25 protein-coding genes are annotated in these 16,376 nt (G+C 69.1%); 2 read left to right on the plus strand and 23 right to left on the minus strand.

Annotated features, from left to right (window positions below; translation table 11 throughout):
- Nucleotides 1–58: 58 nt before the first annotated feature.
- The 23 genes from IE247_RS11055 to IE247_RS11165 all read right to left on the minus strand — a co-directional run bounded on the left by IE247_RS11055 (nt 59) and on the right by IE247_RS11165 (nt 15,086).
- Nucleotides 59–736 carry an HK97 family phage prohead protease gene (locus tag IE247_RS11055; protein WP_190122809.1) on the minus strand — a complete coding sequence of 226 codons (678 nt, stop codon included), beginning with the start codon at nt 734–736 and terminating at the stop codon, nt 59–61.
- The gene (locus IE247_RS11060; RefSeq protein WP_190122810.1) at nt 736–1,878 is read right to left on the minus strand and encodes a phage portal protein; all 1,143 of its coding nucleotides are present in this window, start codon (nt 1,876–1,878) and stop codon (nt 736–738) included. Before IE247_RS11060 ends, IE247_RS11055 begins: the two co-directional genes overlap by 1 nt.
- Nucleotides 1,879–1,894: 16 nt before the next feature.
- Nucleotides 1,895–3,346, minus strand: coding sequence for a terminase large subunit domain-containing protein (locus IE247_RS11065; protein ID WP_229869015.1), 1,452 nt, complete (start codon nt 3,344–3,346; stop codon nt 1,895–1,897).
- Between the two features lie 49 nt (nt 3,347–3,395).
- On the minus strand, nt 3,396–3,668 hold the full coding sequence (locus tag IE247_RS11070; RefSeq protein WP_190122811.1) for a hypothetical protein: 273 nt from the start codon (nt 3,666–3,668) through the stop codon (nt 3,396–3,398).
- A 276-nt stretch (nt 3,669–3,944) separates the two neighbouring features.
- Complete coding sequence (locus IE247_RS11075; RefSeq protein WP_190122812.1) at nt 3,945–4,382, minus strand: ATP-binding protein; 438 nt, start codon at nt 4,380–4,382, stop codon at nt 3,945–3,947.
- Nucleotides 4,383–4,406: 24 nt separating this feature from the next.
- A complete protein-coding gene (locus IE247_RS11080) occupies nt 4,407–4,568 on the minus strand; it encodes a hypothetical protein (protein WP_190122813.1) in 162 nt (53 codons plus the stop codon).
- Between the two features lie 19 nt (nt 4,569–4,587).
- Complete coding sequence (locus IE247_RS11085; RefSeq protein ID WP_190122814.1) at nt 4,588–5,127, minus strand: DUF6221 family protein; 540 nt, start codon at nt 5,125–5,127, stop codon at nt 4,588–4,590.
- Nucleotides 5,128–5,130: 3 nt separating this feature from the next.
- A complete protein-coding gene (locus IE247_RS11090) occupies nt 5,131–5,409 on the minus strand; it encodes an HNH endonuclease (RefSeq protein ID WP_190122815.1) in 279 nt (92 codons plus the stop codon).
- A gap of 20 nt (nt 5,410–5,429) precedes the next feature.
- The gene (locus tag IE247_RS11095) at nt 5,430–5,714 is read right to left on the minus strand and encodes a hypothetical protein (RefSeq protein WP_190122816.1); all 285 of its coding nucleotides are present in this window, start codon (nt 5,712–5,714) and stop codon (nt 5,430–5,432) included.
- Nucleotides 5,715–5,900: 186 nt separating this feature from the next.
- Nucleotides 5,901–6,083, minus strand: coding sequence for a hypothetical protein (locus IE247_RS11100; RefSeq protein WP_190122817.1), 183 nt, complete (start codon nt 6,081–6,083; stop codon nt 5,901–5,903).
- A 48-nt stretch (nt 6,084–6,131) separates the two neighbouring features.
- Complete coding sequence (locus IE247_RS11105; protein WP_190122818.1) at nt 6,132–7,124, minus strand: hypothetical protein; 993 nt, start codon at nt 7,122–7,124, stop codon at nt 6,132–6,134.
- Nucleotides 7,125–7,126: 2 nt separating this feature from the next.
- The gene (locus IE247_RS11110) at nt 7,127–7,387 is read right to left on the minus strand and encodes a hypothetical protein (protein WP_190122819.1); all 261 of its coding nucleotides are present in this window, start codon (nt 7,385–7,387) and stop codon (nt 7,127–7,129) included.
- Complete coding sequence (locus IE247_RS11115; RefSeq protein ID WP_190122820.1) at nt 7,384–7,662, minus strand: hypothetical protein; 279 nt, start codon at nt 7,660–7,662, stop codon at nt 7,384–7,386. Before IE247_RS11115 ends, IE247_RS11110 begins: the two co-directional genes overlap by 4 nt.
- The gene (locus IE247_RS11120; protein ID WP_190122879.1) at nt 7,659–7,805 is read right to left on the minus strand and encodes a hypothetical protein; all 147 of its coding nucleotides are present in this window, start codon (nt 7,803–7,805) and stop codon (nt 7,659–7,661) included. The genes IE247_RS11115 and IE247_RS11120 overlap by 4 nt, the downstream gene beginning before the upstream one ends.
- A 123-nt stretch (nt 7,806–7,928) precedes the next feature.
- On the minus strand, nt 7,929–8,156 hold the full coding sequence (locus tag IE247_RS11125) for a hypothetical protein (RefSeq protein ID WP_190122821.1): 228 nt from the start codon (nt 8,154–8,156) through the stop codon (nt 7,929–7,931).
- 44 nt (nt 8,157–8,200) lie between these two features.
- On the minus strand, nt 8,201–8,857 hold the full coding sequence (locus IE247_RS11130) for a hypothetical protein (protein WP_190122822.1): 657 nt from the start codon (nt 8,855–8,857) through the stop codon (nt 8,201–8,203).
- Complete coding sequence (locus tag IE247_RS11135; protein WP_190122823.1) at nt 8,854–9,030, minus strand: hypothetical protein; 177 nt, start codon at nt 9,028–9,030, stop codon at nt 8,854–8,856. The genes IE247_RS11130 and IE247_RS11135 overlap by 4 nt, the downstream gene beginning before the upstream one ends.
- Complete coding sequence (locus IE247_RS11140) at nt 9,027–9,170, minus strand: hypothetical protein (protein WP_190122824.1); 144 nt, start codon at nt 9,168–9,170, stop codon at nt 9,027–9,029. The genes IE247_RS11135 and IE247_RS11140 overlap by 4 nt, the downstream gene beginning before the upstream one ends.
- 39 nt (nt 9,171–9,209) lie before the next feature.
- The gene (locus IE247_RS11145; RefSeq protein ID WP_190122825.1) at nt 9,210–10,835 is read right to left on the minus strand and encodes a DEAD/DEAH box helicase; all 1,626 of its coding nucleotides are present in this window, start codon (nt 10,833–10,835) and stop codon (nt 9,210–9,212) included.
- A gap of 362 nt (nt 10,836–11,197) precedes the next feature.
- A complete protein-coding gene (locus IE247_RS11150) occupies nt 11,198–13,843 on the minus strand; it encodes a bifunctional DNA primase/polymerase (RefSeq protein WP_190122826.1) in 2,646 nt (881 codons plus the stop codon).
- The gene (locus IE247_RS11155; RefSeq protein WP_190122827.1) at nt 13,840–14,112 is read right to left on the minus strand and encodes a hypothetical protein; all 273 of its coding nucleotides are present in this window, start codon (nt 14,110–14,112) and stop codon (nt 13,840–13,842) included. The genes IE247_RS11150 and IE247_RS11155 overlap by 4 nt, the downstream gene beginning before the upstream one ends.
- Nucleotides 14,109–14,396 (minus strand): hypothetical protein, encoded by a 288-nt coding sequence (locus IE247_RS11160; RefSeq protein WP_190122828.1) that lies wholly within the window; start codon nt 14,394–14,396, stop codon nt 14,109–14,111. Before IE247_RS11160 ends, IE247_RS11155 begins: the two co-directional genes overlap by 4 nt.
- Before the next feature lie 408 nt (nt 14,397–14,804).
- Nucleotides 14,805–15,086, minus strand: a complete 282-nt coding sequence (locus tag IE247_RS11165) for a helix-turn-helix transcriptional regulator (RefSeq protein WP_229869017.1) — start codon at nt 15,084–15,086, stop codon at nt 14,805–14,807.
- 263 nt (nt 15,087–15,349) lie between these two features.
- On the opposite strand from IE247_RS11165, the gene IE247_RS11170 reads away from it, so the two are divergent.
- On the plus strand, nt 15,350–15,757 hold the full coding sequence (locus tag IE247_RS11170) for a helix-turn-helix domain-containing protein (protein ID WP_190122829.1): 408 nt from the start codon (nt 15,350–15,352) through the stop codon (nt 15,755–15,757).
- A gap of 131 nt (nt 15,758–15,888) precedes the next feature.
- Entirely contained in the window at nt 15,889–16,371 is a 483-nt protein-coding gene (locus IE247_RS11175; protein WP_190122830.1) for a hypothetical protein, read from the plus strand.
- Nucleotides 16,372–16,376 lie beyond the last annotated feature (5 nt).

Consider the following 16,376-nt stretch of genomic DNA (forward strand, 5'->3'; position numbering starts at 1 on the left):
GGCCGGCGGCCGGGGTGTCGGGGATGAATGGGTGGTGCGAGGTGGGTTTCGCCCTGCCTCAGAAGGTGCGGCGCTTGTTCAGCTCGGCGCGCCGCTGCCGTACCGCGATCAGCGGGTGGGTGTCGCCCTGCCCGCCGAGCGGAATGATCGTGGGGGCCGGAGATCCGAGGAACCGGCCCAGGTCGCCGGCGTCGGCGGCGGCCCGGATCTCGGCCAGGTCCGCGCCCGCGCGGTCGGCGAGCGACCGCAGCCCGGTCGAGGTGTCCATGTACGCGGGTGCGTTCACCGGGGCGACGTCGATCAGGGCGCCGGAGAGCAGGGTGCGCAGGGGGAATCCGTCCTCGGTCTGGCCCCAGTCGTCCGCGAACGTACGGAACGCGAAGCTGGACCGGCGGACGTCGCCGCGCTGCACCAGCTCCAGCACGTCCTCCCGCGACGCGGGCACGTCCACGCTGTAGTCCAGCCCGGTGCCGTCCGTGAGCAGCCGCAGCGTGCCCGCGTCGGTCGTGCCCAGCAGGCGGTTGTCGTCGTGGTTGTAGCGGGCCATCGCCTCCGGCCAGCCGTCGCCCTCCGACTTGGCGAAGAACGCCGGGTCGATCCGCTCGACGAACCCGCCCAGGTTCCGCGACAGGGCGTTGAACTTGGCGGCGTACCCGCCGATCGTCCTGCTGCTGTCACCGGCCGCTGCCCTGACCTCGACGAGGCCCCGGGTGAACCGGCGCTCGGCGTCGCTCATCATGCCTCCGTCTCATCCGCAGCGACTTTCACCAGCGGTGTGTAGTCCTGCCCCAGCCCGCCCGGCAGGGGCTCGAGCTCCTCGACCTGCCGCAGCTCGTCCACGTTGTTCAGCCCGATCTGCCGGGCGATGCGGTGCGTCTGGTAGCGGGTCAGGGTGTCCGTACGCAGCATCGCGTCGGCGTTGAACCGGGCCTCCTCCGACGGCGGCCGCAGCAGGCTGAATGCCTCCTCCAGGCGGGCGAGCCAGGGCCGCAGCGTCCACGTCAGCAGGTCGATGCTGTTCTGTTCGACCGTGGTGTAGGTGAGATTGTTGCCGGTGGTCCCGCCGACCTTCTCCGGCGGGACGCCGTAGATCGCCGCGATCTGGTTCGCCGACGCCTTGATCGTCTCCAGGAACTGCGACTCGTTCGCCGGAACGCTGATGGGCCGGTACTTCACACCGAGCCCGAGCGCGACCACGTCCCGCCCTGCGGCGGCCTCCTTGAACCGGGCCTTCAGGATCCCGGCCGCTTCCCTGTCCACGACCTTGTCGGTCTCCAGCACGGCCGCCGGCGTCGACCCGTTCTCGAACCAGTCGCGCCCGAACTCCGCCGCCAGCAGCGCGGTGTCCGTCGTCGTCGCGAAGTACGCGATCGGAGAGAGCCCCAGGGTCTGCCCGGGCAGCGTGTACGCGGCGATGTGGAAGAGCTGCCCCGGCTCCAGGCGGCGGCCCTTGTAGAACCAGACCGGCACCACCGCAAGGTTGTCCTCGATCGACACGTCGTCGGGGTGGAGCCACTCAATCTGCGACGGCCACCCCGCCTGGTCATGAGCGACGACCAGGCCGTAGGCGTTGCCGCGCAGCGTCAGCGAGGTCATGCACCGGTGCAGCCAGTCGTACCGGGTCCCCGCCGCCGCCGGCCGCCGGAACAGCGGAGGCAGCAGCCCCGGCCGCAGACTCCCGTCCGCCCCTGCCCGGAACGACTTCAGCGGCATCGACGCCACCGAATCCGCCAGCAGCCGCGTCGCCGAGTACACCGCGGCCAGCCGCAGCGCCCGCTCCTGGCCGACCCCGGAGAGACGGGGGCCGCCCGAGCCCCACACGTCCTGATACGAGATCGCCCGCTTCTCCTTGCGGCGGAAGGGCCACCACCAGCTCACCGCCCCACCTCCCCTCTCACCACACGCTGTCGAGAATGTCGCCGCCGGTCTCCTCGACCTCTACGCCGAGGCCGTGCTTCGCGAAGGTCACGGCCACCAGCGGGCTGATGTCCGTGCCCACACCGCGCCGCGCCCACGCCCACGCGTCCCCGAGCGGGCGCTGCTGCGCCCCGGCGAGCGCGGTCGCCAGCGGGGCCTGGTCGAGGTGGGAGAGGGACTGCTCGGCCACGGCGTCGTAGAAGGAGCCGCACGCCTGTCCGATCTGCCGGACTGTCGGCTGCACGACCTCGACGACCGCCTCCTTGTTGCCGGTCAGCTCCTGCTCCACCTCGGACAGGGCCTCTTCCAGGTCCTTGATGAGGGACCCGGCCGGACCGCCCCCGTCGATCACCCAGCACCGGGGCCGCCACCGCTTGTGCAGCTGCTTCGCCCGCTCCACCACCCAGCCCATGCCGGGCCGGTGGTCAACGACTTCGACATGGGTGCCGCCCCGCCACTCACCGGCGACGCCGATCGCTGCATGCGACCGCTCGGGGGTCGCGTCGACCGCGAACGCCACCTCGCCTTCCGGTGCGGACTCGCGGGCCGCGAGCGCCCGCCAGGCGTCCTCGCCGATCACCTGCCAGGTGTCCGCCGAGTCCGACGGATAGTCGCCCACGCCCAGGCGCTCGCGGGCGTACCCGGCCGGGCTGAGGGTCGCTCGCTCTCTCGCCACCTTCTCCAGCGTCAGCCGGTACCCGACGCCGGGGTTCGACTTCAGGACCGCCTCGTCGGACGCGACATCGTCATGGGCGGCACAGTCCGCCGGGCACTCAGCCAGGTGCGGCACGACCGACCACTCGAAGTACGACAACGACGGGTCTGCGGAGCGGACCTCGATCGCGGCCAGCGCCCGCCGCCGCAGACGCCCCAGCACCACGGACGGCGCGCCGATCCCCGCAGAGCCCAAATACCAGATCTGCGGGTTGGGAACGGCGGCCATGGTCGGCAGGAGCGCGTCCATCGCGTCGTCGCCGAGGATCATGTCCTCGTCCAGGATGTTGCAGTCGCCGGTGAAGCCACGGCCGGATCCCTTGGACCGGGCGATGAACCGGAGTATCTGCCCGGTGTGGAGCTCGATGCCTTCTTCGCCGACCGTCTGCCGGTAAGTTTTCACCCTTTTATGCAGGTCAGGGCATCCACGGATCAGCCGCTCGACCCTTTTGAACGCGGCCTTCGCGGTCTTGAACTCGTGCGCGCTGTGGAGGATGAGCTTCTCGCCGCCGATGAACAGGCCCCACAGCTCCCGGGCCTCAAGCACGCCCCCCTTCCCGTTCTGGCGGGGCACGTTGACCGCGACTTCGAAGCTGGCCCAGGAGCCGTCGGGCTTCTCGCCCATCCCGACCCGCAGGATGTGCTGCTGCCACGGGTCCAGGTGAAGCCCGGCCCGGGCCGCGAGGTCGATCGCCTCCTGGCCCGCGCTCGACACCGACGGCGGGGAGACCTGGATCGGCGGCTCCTGCCAGCCGTATGGCCCCTCAGCCCCCGACGATTTGCTGGGTGGCTGCTCGGCGCTTGGCCCGCTGTTCGGCGATGTCATCGACGGCGTCCCCCTTCGACTCCACCGGGGCCAGGCCGCGCAGCCGGACCATCAACGCACTCAGCTCCCGCGCGCACACGGCCTTCGCGGCTGGGGCCTCCGCCTCGTCGAGCGCCTCGGCCAGTGCCTCGGCGACGGCCGCCAGCCCCGGAGCCACCGGCGACACGTTGAGCTGCTGGATCTCCGCGCGGATCGCGTCGGCCGTCGCCACCCCGCCACCCCCTCACTGTCTGTGATGTAACTGATAGTGAGATTTGGTTAGTTACAAGGAGTGATGCCCCGATTTACATCAGAACGTCAAACCGATGGGGATCGCTCAGATCAGCCGCGCAAAAAAATGGGCGAGAAGGGCTTTTGGGTCGCCCGTTCCCCTGCCAAAAGAATGGGCCGGGCTGGGGCGATGGGCCCGCCGGGCGGTGCTCGGAGTACTCATCCGGCCGGCCCCGGGGCCGGTCACGCACTGCGATCCGTCACCGGTCGCACTCGGTCACCACGCTCGGGATGCCTGCGGCATCGCGCTGGGTGACGGGGCGCGGCGCTGCCCGTACCAGCGGCCAGCCACCCGCTCCATCGCCGGGGAGCGCATCGCCGCGATGCGCTGCATCACGATCTCGCGCCCCGGGTCGACGGTGATGATGCGGGCTTCGAGCCGCTTGTACTTCGCGATCGCCTTGGGGCTGGGCATGGTGTGGATCAGGTAGACGTCGACCTGGTCCAGGTGCTGGCACGCCTCATCGATGGCGGCGAACCGCGCACGCTGCGCCACGCGCTGCACTGTCGGGTCGTGGTTCCAGTTCGGTGCGCCCGGTCCGGTGAGGGCGAGGGCGATGCGGTCGAGGTCGATGACGATGTCCCGCGCGGTGGCGTGCGCCTCGATCCAGCTGGTCTTCCCTGCAGCCGGCGGGCCGGTGACGACGTACAGCATCGCGTCACCTCCTGGGCGAGAGCGTCAGTGGCGGGGTACTCCGGCGAGTGCCCGACCTTCCTCGTCGTCCTGGCCGAGCGGGTGGGCGCGCTGAGCCTGGAGATCGGCTGCAAGGCTGACCATGCTCTCCCTGATGCGCTGCTCGACCTTCTCGATCAGCCACTCCGTCACGTGATCACGGGCCATGGTCACAACCTCCGTAGAGTCAGGGCCGCCATCCATCCCGGTAGTCGGGGTGGTCGGCGTAGGGGAGGGCGAGCAGCCGGAGGACCGACAGCGGGGTGAACGGCGCAGGCACACGGACGAGGCTTTCGTTCTGTGCCCAGCGTGTGCCGTTCTCTTCCTGTACTGGGCCCATCCACCGGAGCGCGCACGACCCGCTGAACGAGTGCTCCGTCGTGCACCCGGTCGAGCAGTCGGCGGCGGACTCCCCGATGATGCGCCGCGTCGCCTCGATCTCGGCAAGGACGCGGGCCGGGTCGTGGCGGGCGATGTGCTGCACGCGGGCATCTGCGTCTTCCTCGCCCTCGCCTGCCTCAGTCGCGACGACGGCGTAGGCAGAAGACTCCTCGGCCACGACCACCGCCCGGTCCGGGGCGTCCCAGTACTGCACGGACCATTCGAGTTGGGGGTGCCGGTCTAGCTTCACCCAGCTCGGAGGCTCGGCAGCTGCCCGTGCCGCTGCCTCGTCTTCGTCGAGCCGGGCTCGCAGGAACTCCACCAGGTCGTTGGTCATGTCGCTCATGCTTCACCATCTCCTCGATGCGCGCTGCGGTGGCCGGGGCGTGGTCCGGTTGCCGCGGGCGCTGTTGCACCGGCGGTGCGCTGACCGCGCGTTGGCGGGGGCGAGGAGGTCGCCGCCGCGGCTGAGGGGTACGAGGTGGTCGAGGGTGAAGGCGAGCGGGTGGCGCTGCCGGTCGACCGTCGTGGGGATGTTGTGGCCGCAGATCCAGCACGGCAGGCCGAGCGCGCGCTGCGCGTCGACCAGCCGGCGGTACGGACGTCCATTGCGGGGGTTGACCAGCACAGGCAGCCCCCCTTTGGGGGTCAGCCCCCGTCGATGCTGTCGTTGATGCTGCCGTCGTCGAAGTAGTCGAGGGTGTCCTGGTCCTTCTTGTCCATCTTCTTGAGCGAGTTCTTTACGGCCCAGTCCAGAAGGGCATCGTCATAGTCCTTCTGGCTCAGGTCTTCGCACTCTGTGGGCCTGGAGTCGGCGGTCGATTTATCCGTGATCGCGCGCTGGCAGTCCTCGACGCTGTACGAGCTGCACCCGCTGAGCGCGGCGAGCAGGAGCGCGGCGGTGATGGCCGCTGTGGTGGTGCGGGTGCGCATGGTCCCCCCAAGGACGCTTGGTGTGAGCATGCATCGTCCCGAACGGGAGGCTGGCGCGAGGGCGGTGTGTCCGGACCGTGACATGCCGAAGGCCCCGACCGGGGGTGGTGGTCGGGGCCTTCGAGTGTCTGGGGTGTTCGGGCACGCCGAACGCCCCTTGAGTGTTACACCGGGTGATCCTGTGGGTCAAGCCGCCTTCTGTGCCACACGGTCGCGGAGTTCGTTCAGGTCGATGAGTGCCCTGCCTGCCTGGTCGTAGCCGTGGTGGGTGAGGCGTCCCCGCCGAAGCCACTGGCGGATAGTGCCCGGCGGGATGTTGGTGGCTGCCTGGGCGGCGTACGCGTCGAGAAGGACCCGATGATCGTTCATTCCTTCAGTGTGCGCCCTGAATCAGCCAGGTGGCGGGGCCGCCCTCGTCTACGCGTACCCACCTTCCATCGGCGGGGCCGCCGCCGTTTCGCTGGTGCTGCGCCTCGCTTTGCGGGACAGCACAGTGCGGACATAGGCGTCATCAACGGTGACCCGATGGACGCGGGCGACGCGCTTCACGATGTCGGCGGCCTTCGGCTTCGGCCCGAGGTCGGCCGCCGCGTCGAGGATGGCTCCGGCCTTGCCTCTGGGCGGCAGCGGCGTGGCCTGAGGCGCATCATGATGCGCATCATCCGTATCGCCCCGCTCTACCGTGATGCGCGACGCGGGCCCTCCGAGAACCAGGGCGACGTGAACAGCGTCCACGATCACCCCGTAGGTGACCAGCATCGACGCCAGCTCGGCCGGGGGCATATCAGGGTGCGCATCATGCGCGATCCGGATCGCGTTAGCCGGGTCCATCTCGGCGAAGCGCCGCCGCAGGACCTCGCTCGCCGTCGGCTTCAGCGCTCCCGAGCGTTCCTGCGCGGAGGGAGGTGACGGCGGGCCGTGCTCGATGTGGTCGATCGCACGGGCCTTGACGGTCCGCCCGGCCAGGCGCGGCGCGAGCGCCCAGGCCCACCCGCCGAACGTGGGCAGCCGGTACGGCTGCTCGGCACGGGCGGCCCGCGCGTCGGCCCGCGGCCCGGCCCAGGACAGCTCAGACAGCAGCAGCAGGCCGACGGTCGGGATCGCGAAGAGCAGGAACGCAGGTGTCCCGCCGCCGATCAGGACAGCGTGGAACCGGTTCAGGTAGACCGACACGGCGGCCATGCCCACTGCGGTGAGCCGTGCGCCGAACGCCGAGCGGCCGGCGGCCGACGCCTCGGACGCGAGGTGGAGGCAGGCGTAGGCGATGCCGTCGAAGACGAGGAACACCGCGAGGGCGATGACCTCCGGGGCGTTGTAGTGGCGGGCGACCGCGTAGAGAGACCACCCAGTGGTGGTCAGGGCGGCGAGAGACACGATGGTCAGCGCGGCCCGCCAGGCGTTGCGGTTCACGATCAGCTCTCCCGCTCGGCCAGGTCGCTGCCCACGCTGCGGGCGTTCTCGGCGTCGAGGGCTGCGAGGAGTTCGCGGAGACGGATCTCCAGGCGAACGGCGGCGCTGAGCATGGCCCGGTCGTCGTGGATGTTGGCGTTTTCCTGCTCGGCGAGAGTCTTGCGGGCGAGGTCGAGCGCAATGTCGAGCGGAGGCGTCCACCCGATGGTGTGCCTGGTCGGGTCGTGGAGCGGCTGGTGCAGGGCAGAGGTGTAGTCGGTCATCGCGAGCCTGCTTCCTGCATGATCAGCCGCAGCAGAGCCGCGTACTGCCTGCGGGTCTGGTGGTCGCGTACGGGCGGGGCGGCGGCGAGGAGCTGCTGCTCGGCGTCGACCGCCTTCTCGGTGGGGCCGTGCATCTGCTCGGCGAGCACGAGCGCCTGGGCCCGCCGGATGGACTCGTGCATCGCGGCGGCAGGCCGGTCCGCGACGAGCTTGTCGGCGAGCTGGTGGAGGAGGGTCCGGGTGTCGTCGCTGAGGATGACGGGCTGCTCGGTCACCGGGACACCCCCGAGGAGATGGTGCCGGTGACGCTAGCCAGAGTGGCGCGCACGGTGAGCGTGCGGCCGGCCTGGCGGCGGATGACTCCGACGGCGATCAGTCGCCGGTCGGGCGCGGGCATGGCAAACTGCCGGTGGTCCATGACGAGGTCTCTTCTCGTTGATGGTCAAGTGCCGGAGCGTTGAGCTGCTCCGGGGCGCTGAGGTCGGGCGACGCGCGCGCCCTCGGGTGTTCCACCACCCGGGGAGCTGTCGCCCGGCCTTCTCTATGCGGTTGTCGTAGGGCCCGAGGGCCCGTTCTTCTTGATCGCCTTGTCGATGGCGGTCCAGCTCTTCCCCAGATCCCGGGCGACATCCGCCACGGTGCCGAGTTCGGCCACGCCGTCGAGCAGCGCGGCCGCTCGGCGCTTGGCCGACTCGGAGGTGAGGAGTTGGAGCTGTTCCACCAGCGCGTCCTCCTCACGAACCCGGTCCTGCCAGGGTTTCGCGTCCATGACCTGACCGTATCCAACCCAGGGTTGGATACGCAAGAGCTGTGTCAGCTCCGGGACTTAGCGTCCTCATCGATCAGGACCTTCAGCCCGACCCAGGTGGCTGGGGGGTACGTCGTCCCGCACCAGTCGCAGGCCACAATGCTCTCGCCAGGGGCCAGCTGGAGAACAGCACCACAGATCCTGTTCCCGTCGACGGCGGCCGGGCAGTTCCCTACCCGCGTGCCGCGCTCGCGTGGTGACGCGGGCTGAATGATCGAGCTGATCGAGCGGGTCAGGTCGCGGATGTCCCTGGCGAACTCGCCCGCATCGGGCCAGGACAAGGCGACCCACGGCATGTGGCCGATCAGCTCGGAGACAGCTGACGCGAGGCGGCCCTCGATGCTGCCGACCGGAACCGAGCGAGGTCGGCGGCGACTGTGGCGGATAGCGTCCACCCATCCCTCAGCGACACCTCCGATTCCGCCCGGGCCGCGCAGGTCGAGGATCTCCTCGTTCACCGGCAGCGGGGCTGGCCCGCCCTTGCTGCGGCGGCCCTGACTGTTCCCGCTGGCGGGGGCGAGCAGAGGCTCCAAGCCTCGGTGCAGGATGGGGAGCGCTTCGAGGCGGATGATGGTCGCTCGGGTGCAGCAGGTGCCGAGGTAGCCGTCGCTTATGGGCTGCTGGCACAGCAGGCAGGTCATCACCAGGTCTATGTCGTTCATCGGTGTGCCTTTCGGGCGGTGCGGGCCATGGCGCGGCGGGTGGCTCTGTTCGGGCGTGGGGTGGGTGTGGTGTCGTCGACGTACTGCTCCCCGGTCCAGGTGAGGGTGGTCTCCCAGCGGGCCCCGGGGCGGCCGGCACGCTCCCCGCGCGGGGTACTGGAGGGGGCGGTCACCGGGCGCCCTCCTCACCGAGGAGGGCGCGGGCGACATCGAGGGCGTAGGGGTTGATCTCGCCGTCGGTGTCGGTGCTGGCGGCGATCGCCAGCTCGCGCAGCCTTGCGGCCGCAGCGCGGGGGTGGTCGGCGGTGCTCATCGGGTTCTCCTCGGTGGTGGGTAACCGTGACGGTGGTGGTCAGGCGGCAACCGGTACGGCCGCCACCTCCGAAAGGACTGCCGAGACGCGGTGGATGGCCTGGAGATCAGACACCTCGCCAGCTGTCGCATCGAGAGGAACGGCGATGTGCTGGTGTCGGCAGTACGCCAGCTGCTTCGCAGACGGGGTCCGACCTCGCCACTGCGCCCCCTTCGCAACGAATGCGGCCGGGGCCAGAGCGCGCGCCGCCTTCTCCGCCCACGCCATGACGTCAGACAGCGGCATCGCAGGATCGGGGGCCGGGGACCGGACGCCCCTCCCCACGTCCCACCGGCGCACCCGGTACGAGCGGCCGCTCGGGTCGCGCACCAGGAAGAGGAACAGGTCGTGACGCAGCGGAATGAACCACGTACCAGCCTCCGTACGGAGCCACTGGGTCGCCGACTGCCCGAAGAGGTTGAACTCCTCGACGTGCAGCTGCTGAACCGCCAAGCGCCGAGCCTCCTCGACGCGGGCCTCCTCGGCGACTTCGCGCAGGGGCCGGCCCTCGGGGACTTCGCCGATCGCCTGGGTGGTGAGGTCGACGATCGACGCGAGCCGGTGGCGGGTGGAGGCCCCCATGACATCGAGGACCAGGGCGTCGCGCTTGCCCTCATGCAGGCGGAGACCACGGCCGACCATCTGGCAGTACAGGCCAGCGGACTTGGTCGGCCGGGCGATGACGACGCAGGACGTCCACGGAGCGTCGAACCCCTCCGTGAGCACCATGCAGTTCGTCAGCACCTGGACAGCACCGCTCTTGTACCGGGCCAGCTCCTGGGTCCGCTGGTCGCGCGGCATGTCGCCCCAGATCGCTGCTGCGGTGATCCCGGTGTCGCGGAACGCGGCGGCCATGGACTGGGCAGTCGCGACCGTGGGTGTGAAGACGACGCCCGGCCTGTCGGCAGCGTGGTTGGTGTACGCCTTCGCGATCGTGTCGGCAGCGCCCGATTCGTCGAGCGCCTGCCCCAGCTGGCCGTCCTGGAGATCCCCGCCGCGCGTCTTCACCTTGTCCAGGTCGAGGCCCTGCACGGTGACGCGCTTCCCCCGGACGTCGCACAGATAGCCGTCGCCGATCATCTCCAGGATGTCGAGGGTGAACACGACGTCCTGCCAGACGTCGGCCAGGCCCCCGTCCGAGCGGGTCATCGTCGCGGTGAAGCCAGCGACGGGTACACCGCGCCAGGCTCCGAAGTGCTCCAGCACGGTGCGGTACGTGGGTGACGCGGCGTGGTGGCACTCGTCCACGATCACCATGCCGATGTCCTGGATCTGCTCGCGGCGGCGCTTCACAGCCAGGGTCTGAACGCTGGCCACGATGACGTCCATGACGCGGTGGTGGTTGCGCTCCGCTTTGACGACGCCGACCTTCAGATCGGGGCTGACGGCGCGGATCTTGGCGGCGGCCTGCTCGATCAGCTCCTCGCGGTGGGCGATGACGAGGACTCGGCTGCGGCCGAGCTGCTCCCGCATCCGCTGAATCAGGTTGGCGAAGACCACCGTCTTGCCGGCCCCGGTCGGCAAGACGACCGCGAGACGGTTCGGGCCCGCCGCCGCCCAGCCGGTGCGGAGGGCGGTGATGGCGTCCCGCTGGTACGGGCGGGGGGCGAAGGTGGTGTCGTGCATGGGTCACCTCTCATCGGGTGCTGGGGTTTTGCGGGTAGCGCGGGGAAGAGAAGAGAGCGACGCGGGGATCCCCGCAGAGGTCTGCACCTGCTTTGACCTGGAGATTTGCGGGGAAGCGGGGAAGTGCGGGGAAGTTGCTCTAAGCCCTCATGTCGGGGCCTTGTCGAATTTCGTGATCACTGCGGCACATGTGTGCTGCGCGATATGTGTGTGACGCGTGTGCGGTATGAGTGGCGGTGACGGATCCCCGCACTTCCCCGCTTCCCCGCCGATGCGCTGGTCAGGGCCGGTGACCAGGGTTTGCAGGGATCCCCGCAAACCCCTGCGGGATCCCCGCAGATCCCCGCGCTGTCGGCCGTCGGTCAGGCATCGTGGGTGCCCGCGCCCTGGCTCGCGTGGAGGTCGACCCTCCACAAGTTCTGTTTGCGGTGGGCGTCATACATGCGGACGACGCGATGGGTGCCGAAGTACCGGCCCTCGCGGGCCTTGAGCCAGTGACCGAGCTGCTTGGCGGAGGGGAGCTCGCCGTCACGCAGCCGCGGGACGTGCTCCGGCAGGCCAGTGATGACCGTGCCGACTTGCATGGGCTGGTCGTTGAACCGCTCCCGCCACATCTCCAGGAACGCGGTCCACTCCTGGAGCTCGTCGTCCTGGTCGCGCGCCTTGTCCTGGTCGGCGTTGAATCCGTCGACTCCCAGGAAGCCCAGAAGGCCGGCCATCATGGAGGCCCACTCGCTGTAGTCGCCCTTTCTGATGCGTACGAGGGGCGCGTCGGCTGCGAGCCAGGCACGGACGAAGGTCACCAGCGCGGCAACGAGCGTGCTGGCGTTCGCGCGGAGCCACGGGCGTAGGTCGCCGATGGTGAATCCGTCTCGCTGATCGGGGTCGGGACAGTCGGGGTCGAGGCGGACCCAGAAGACACGACGCCCGTTGTCGGCGCTGGTGCGGAGGCTGTTGCCGGTGACGAGCCACAACCGGTCGTTCCGCATGGTCACCTTGCCGGTGGCGCCAAGGATGCGATCTCCCCAGTGCTCGTTGGTGAGCAGCGCGGACAGGACTGAGCTCTTGAGGACGTGTCCATTCGGCAGGTTGTCGAAGACAACGACGGGCTGACCGGTGGTGTACAGCTGAGTCGTGATGCTCTTGCGCAGCTCGGTGTCATTCTCGGGCCAGGCAGTGTCGGCGATGCCGTAGGCGTACTTGAAGATGTCCTTCAGCAGGGATTTGCCGGAACCCGGCGAGGTGGCCGTGATGACGAACATGGGCGTCGGTCCGTGGAAGTACGGCCGGAGGATCGGCGTCAGCAGGCTCGCCAGGTAGTGGGCCCGGTCGCTGGCCGACACGAACGGAAAATCGGCGAGAACCTGGGCGAGGACGATGTCCTTCGCCTTCTGCAAGCTCTCTGTGGTGACGGTGGGCTGGAGACGGCGCACCGGGACGCGCGGCTCCAGGTAGAGACCGGTGCTCTGGTCATATCCGGGGTCCTTGAGGAGGGTCCCGTCGGGGCGGATCACGGGCGAGGTGACGACGCCACGCAGAGGCGGCAGCGCCCAGTCCTTGCGGCCGAGGATGGTGCCGCAGGACTTCGGCATCAGGAGTTCGCGCTCCTCTGTCGGTACGCCATCCTGGTCGCGCTTCACGGTGTAGGTGGTGACGTGGTCAGCGAGGTACGCGCGGAGGTTGTCGGTGCCCAGCTGCTGTACGACGGGGTCGTCGTTGTCGTCGCGGTACACCCAGCACGGGCCGGACGACCGCTTGTAGAGGTCGGGCAGGCGGCCGGCGGCCATGAGGGCGAGGATGCCGTCGATGCCGTCGGCCTCGTTGGTGATGTCCAGCTCGGGTTTGTCCGGGACGGCCCGCAGGTGGGGGATGCCGTCGGGTGTCTCCTCGTGCTCGGGCGCGGCATCGAGGGCTGACGAGCCGTCGGTGAAGTGCTGCGGCGAGCTGGCCACGTTCAGCCGTCGACGCGTCGGCTCGGATCCGAAGCCGCGACGTCGCAGCTCGGCCGCAGCCGCCTTGTGGCTGCCGCCGTGGTTCAACAGCGCGTAGGCACCGAACTTGCTGTACGGCACCTCTGAGGCGAACTCGCTGGACGTCGTGAAGACGAACAGCCGGTCGGCCGCCGGGTCGCGGCCGGTGGTGGCCTTGACCCCGCCTTGGCCGTCGGCCCACCCCCAGTACGTTGTGCTGCCCCTGGTGATGACGGGGCGGAAGATCCCGTCCAGGATCTCTTGCCAGTCCGCACGGCGCTCGTAGTCCTCGCCGGGGCGGAGGCCGCCCTCGGGCAGCGGCGGCATCTGGCGCGGCGCTGCCTTCGGGACCTCTGCCTTCGGGAGGTCATCGACCATCCGGCATATCTCATGGATCGAGTCCATGACGGTGGCGGCGATCGTGGGGATGGTGCTGGGCCCGCCGGAGAGGCGGAGGTAGGGGCGGCCTGTGGCGTGCACGGTGCCGCAGCTCGGTTCGACCAGTCCGTACCCTCCTTCGCCGCGCGTCTCGATCTGGACGCGGACGATGCGACTGCCGGGCTTCTCCGCCAGGCGCTGCTTCTCCTCCGGCGTGTACTCCTCCGGCCGCGCGAGCCTGGACGCCAGCTTGGTGTTGCCGCGCACCGGCGCGCCCTCGACACGAACACGGAAGTGCCGGCCGCCGCTGGGCGATTCGCTCGCCCAGCCGGTGAGAATGGCCTGCCATTCCTCGCCGAGCCCGGACGCGGTCATGATCTCGGTGACGTCGTCGAGGAGGCCCTCGGCGATGGCGGTGCCCTCAAACTCCAACATCTCGACACCGCCGGAGACGGCACCGTAGACGACGGCCATGCCCCGCAGTCGGCTGCCGTCGAACCAGGCGGCATGCTCCGCCGGGGTGGAGCGAGTGACCTTGTACGGGGTCCAGCTCCGAACGTCGGGCCCCTTGCTCCCGTCGGCCTTGATCGGCAGTACGCACAGCCCAGCGTCGTGGTACTCGTGGGCGAAGGCCCGGAGGTCGTTTGGTGCGTCGGTCACGAGCTGTGCTCCTGGATGGCTGTGCAGCGGCTGTGGTGCTCGGCCTTGATTGAGCGGGTGAAGTTGGCGACGGCAGCCTGGCCGTGGACGGGGCCTTCGGCGGTGCGGCAGCGGAGGCACTCGTACCGGGCCCGGGGCTGCCGAATCCACTGATCGCCTCGGGACTCGCCGAGGTCTACGAAGAGCGCGGCAGCGACCGCGCGGCCGTCGGCAGGCCGGGCCGGGCGGCCAGGGGAGCGCCCCCCGGCCGCTGTGGGCTTGTCGGTCACGTGTCCCTCCACCGGAGGTCCATGGGGGCGGGCCAGTCCGAGGTGTCCGTTCCGTGCCAAGCGGCCAGCAGCCCGCGGATGATGGCGTCACGTTCTAGCGGGCCGATGTCGGCGAGGATCTCGATCTCGATCTCGGTCGTCCGGTTGATGAGGCCGGCCTGAAGGCGTCTACCGCCAGGCTCTTCCGCTGGAGGGGCCACCTCGGTGACCCGGGCCTGGCAGGCGTTGAGAACCTGAGAAAGGGGTGCGGTGAGGAAGTCCCAGCGGTCGAAGGCGAAGCTCATGAGGCCGCCCCTTTCCCTGCGAGGCCGGGCGGACTGGCGTGGAGCCGGTCGGAGGGGGGCTTGGAAGTCTGGCCCTCAGGCGGGACAATGGTCATGAGCGTGTTCCGATCTGCTTCGTGGTGGTTTGGTGATCGCGCTCACTTGACGGCGTCTCGGGTGCAACCGGGGCGCTGTCGTCGTTCATGGGGAGGCCGAGAAAGGCCAGCAGGTCCGCCCGGCGAACCTTGTTCGTGCCCCCGACGCGGATGATCGGTACGGGTGCCTCGTTACGGGCGGCCAGCTGGTGCCATGCCGTCCTCCCGATCCCTCCGCACGCGGCGGCGGCGGTTGGCCAGCTGTCGACCATGGCCGGAAGAGCGAGAACCTCCGGGGTCGTGAGAGCGCGGGGTCGCCGGGTGTCGCGTGCCGTCATGCCGACGCCGAGGGGCTCGGTCGTGTCGTTGCCGCTCGCTCGACAGGGACCCACAACACCAGCAGGTCCACTCCGAGGCGCGAGGCGATGGTCTGCGCGGCCGGAGCGGAGATGGTCTCCTGCCGTCCGACCAGCAGCATTCCGATGGTTCCGTGGGCAATGCCCGCGACCTGGGCGAGCTGACGGCCGCTGATCGGTGCGCCGTCTCCCGTCCGCTTCATGAGGGTTCGCAGCAGGTCCTGGGAGACCAGCCGGTACTTCGGCCCAACCTGACTCACTATTTACCCCCTGCAACATGGTGTTGATGTGGATAAACAAAGAGTCGCATGTCATGAACAAGTTGTCCATGGCTATCAACAGCGAGGATGGAATCAGGCCAGACTGAGGGGGTGGGCTAGTAACCCCTGTCTCTCGTCATGGACAATCTGTTCAGCCGATGGGACGGCGAGTGCTCCGCCATCAGGGGGAACGAGCGCCCTGGCTCACCGGCCACATGGACACCCCACGGCCCATGACGACTCGGAGTGGCAGGATGAACCCCATGGCTGGCCAGGAAGTGCCCGCGAGTGCGAGCGCGAGCGCGGAGCTTTCCGATCTGCTGCGCACCAGGCGGGCCGGGCTGCGCCTCAGTCTGCGCGCGGTCGAAGAGCGGGGGGGTGTGAATCCTGCCGACGGGAAGCTGTGGATCAAGTACAGCTGGATCGATCGAATGGAAAAGGGGCTGGCGACTGCGCCGCCCACTCTTGATCAACTAAGAGCGTTTGCAACTGCACTGGAAATTCCGCTTTCGGCGCTGAAGGATGCGGCTGGAGCGCAGTTCTTCGGAATCGAATCCGTCCACGATGACGACGGGGATGTGCGCCTAATGCTCGGCCATTACCGCGAGTTGGACGCTGATGACCGAGCCAAGATGCTGGAGATCGTGAGAGCGTTCAAGAAGCGTCGGTAGCAAACCCCGTAAAATCCACTCCTTAGCTATCTGTAAGCGACATGTAACCACTAGTGCGGATCGCGGGGGAGGGGCATCATGGTCTCCTGTTCATCCGGAGCGCGGCATGCCGCGCCCCTGCGCTCGAACGTGTGTACGAGCGCGGCGGCTGCATGGGGGTTGTCATGTTGTATGAAAACGGCGAAATACGGTACGAGCTGGCCACCGCTGGCGAGGTACCCGAAGGCCGCGCCACGCGCATCATTGAGTCGCCCGGCCTGGCCGTGGCCTACATCCAGCCGGGCCACGCCACTGAGCGTCTGTGCCGTGAGTTGACGGAGCAGCACCGGCCCGTCATCGGGTACGGCGGGTGGGTCCAGAACTGGGATGGGGACCCTTACCGATCCGACAAGCCCGCCGAAGGGCTGGGATTCGCACACGCGTGGTGGGAGTTCGCAGATTCCGGGGCGTTCCCGGAGGGCGTCATTTGCTGCCCCGTCGAGCGGGCTGGTGCCCACGTATGGATGATCCACAGAAATGAAGCGACCGAGCAGCTGATCGAAGAGATGACCGTCGTGAGTAAGCGCATCATCGGCGATGGTCTATGGCTGCAAAGCTGGGACAAGGACAGGTGAGGAAG

Source organism: Streptomyces inusitatus (assembly GCF_014651115.1).
Lineage (GTDB): Bacteria > Actinomycetota > Actinomycetes > Streptomycetales > Streptomycetaceae > Streptomyces > Streptomyces amakusaensis.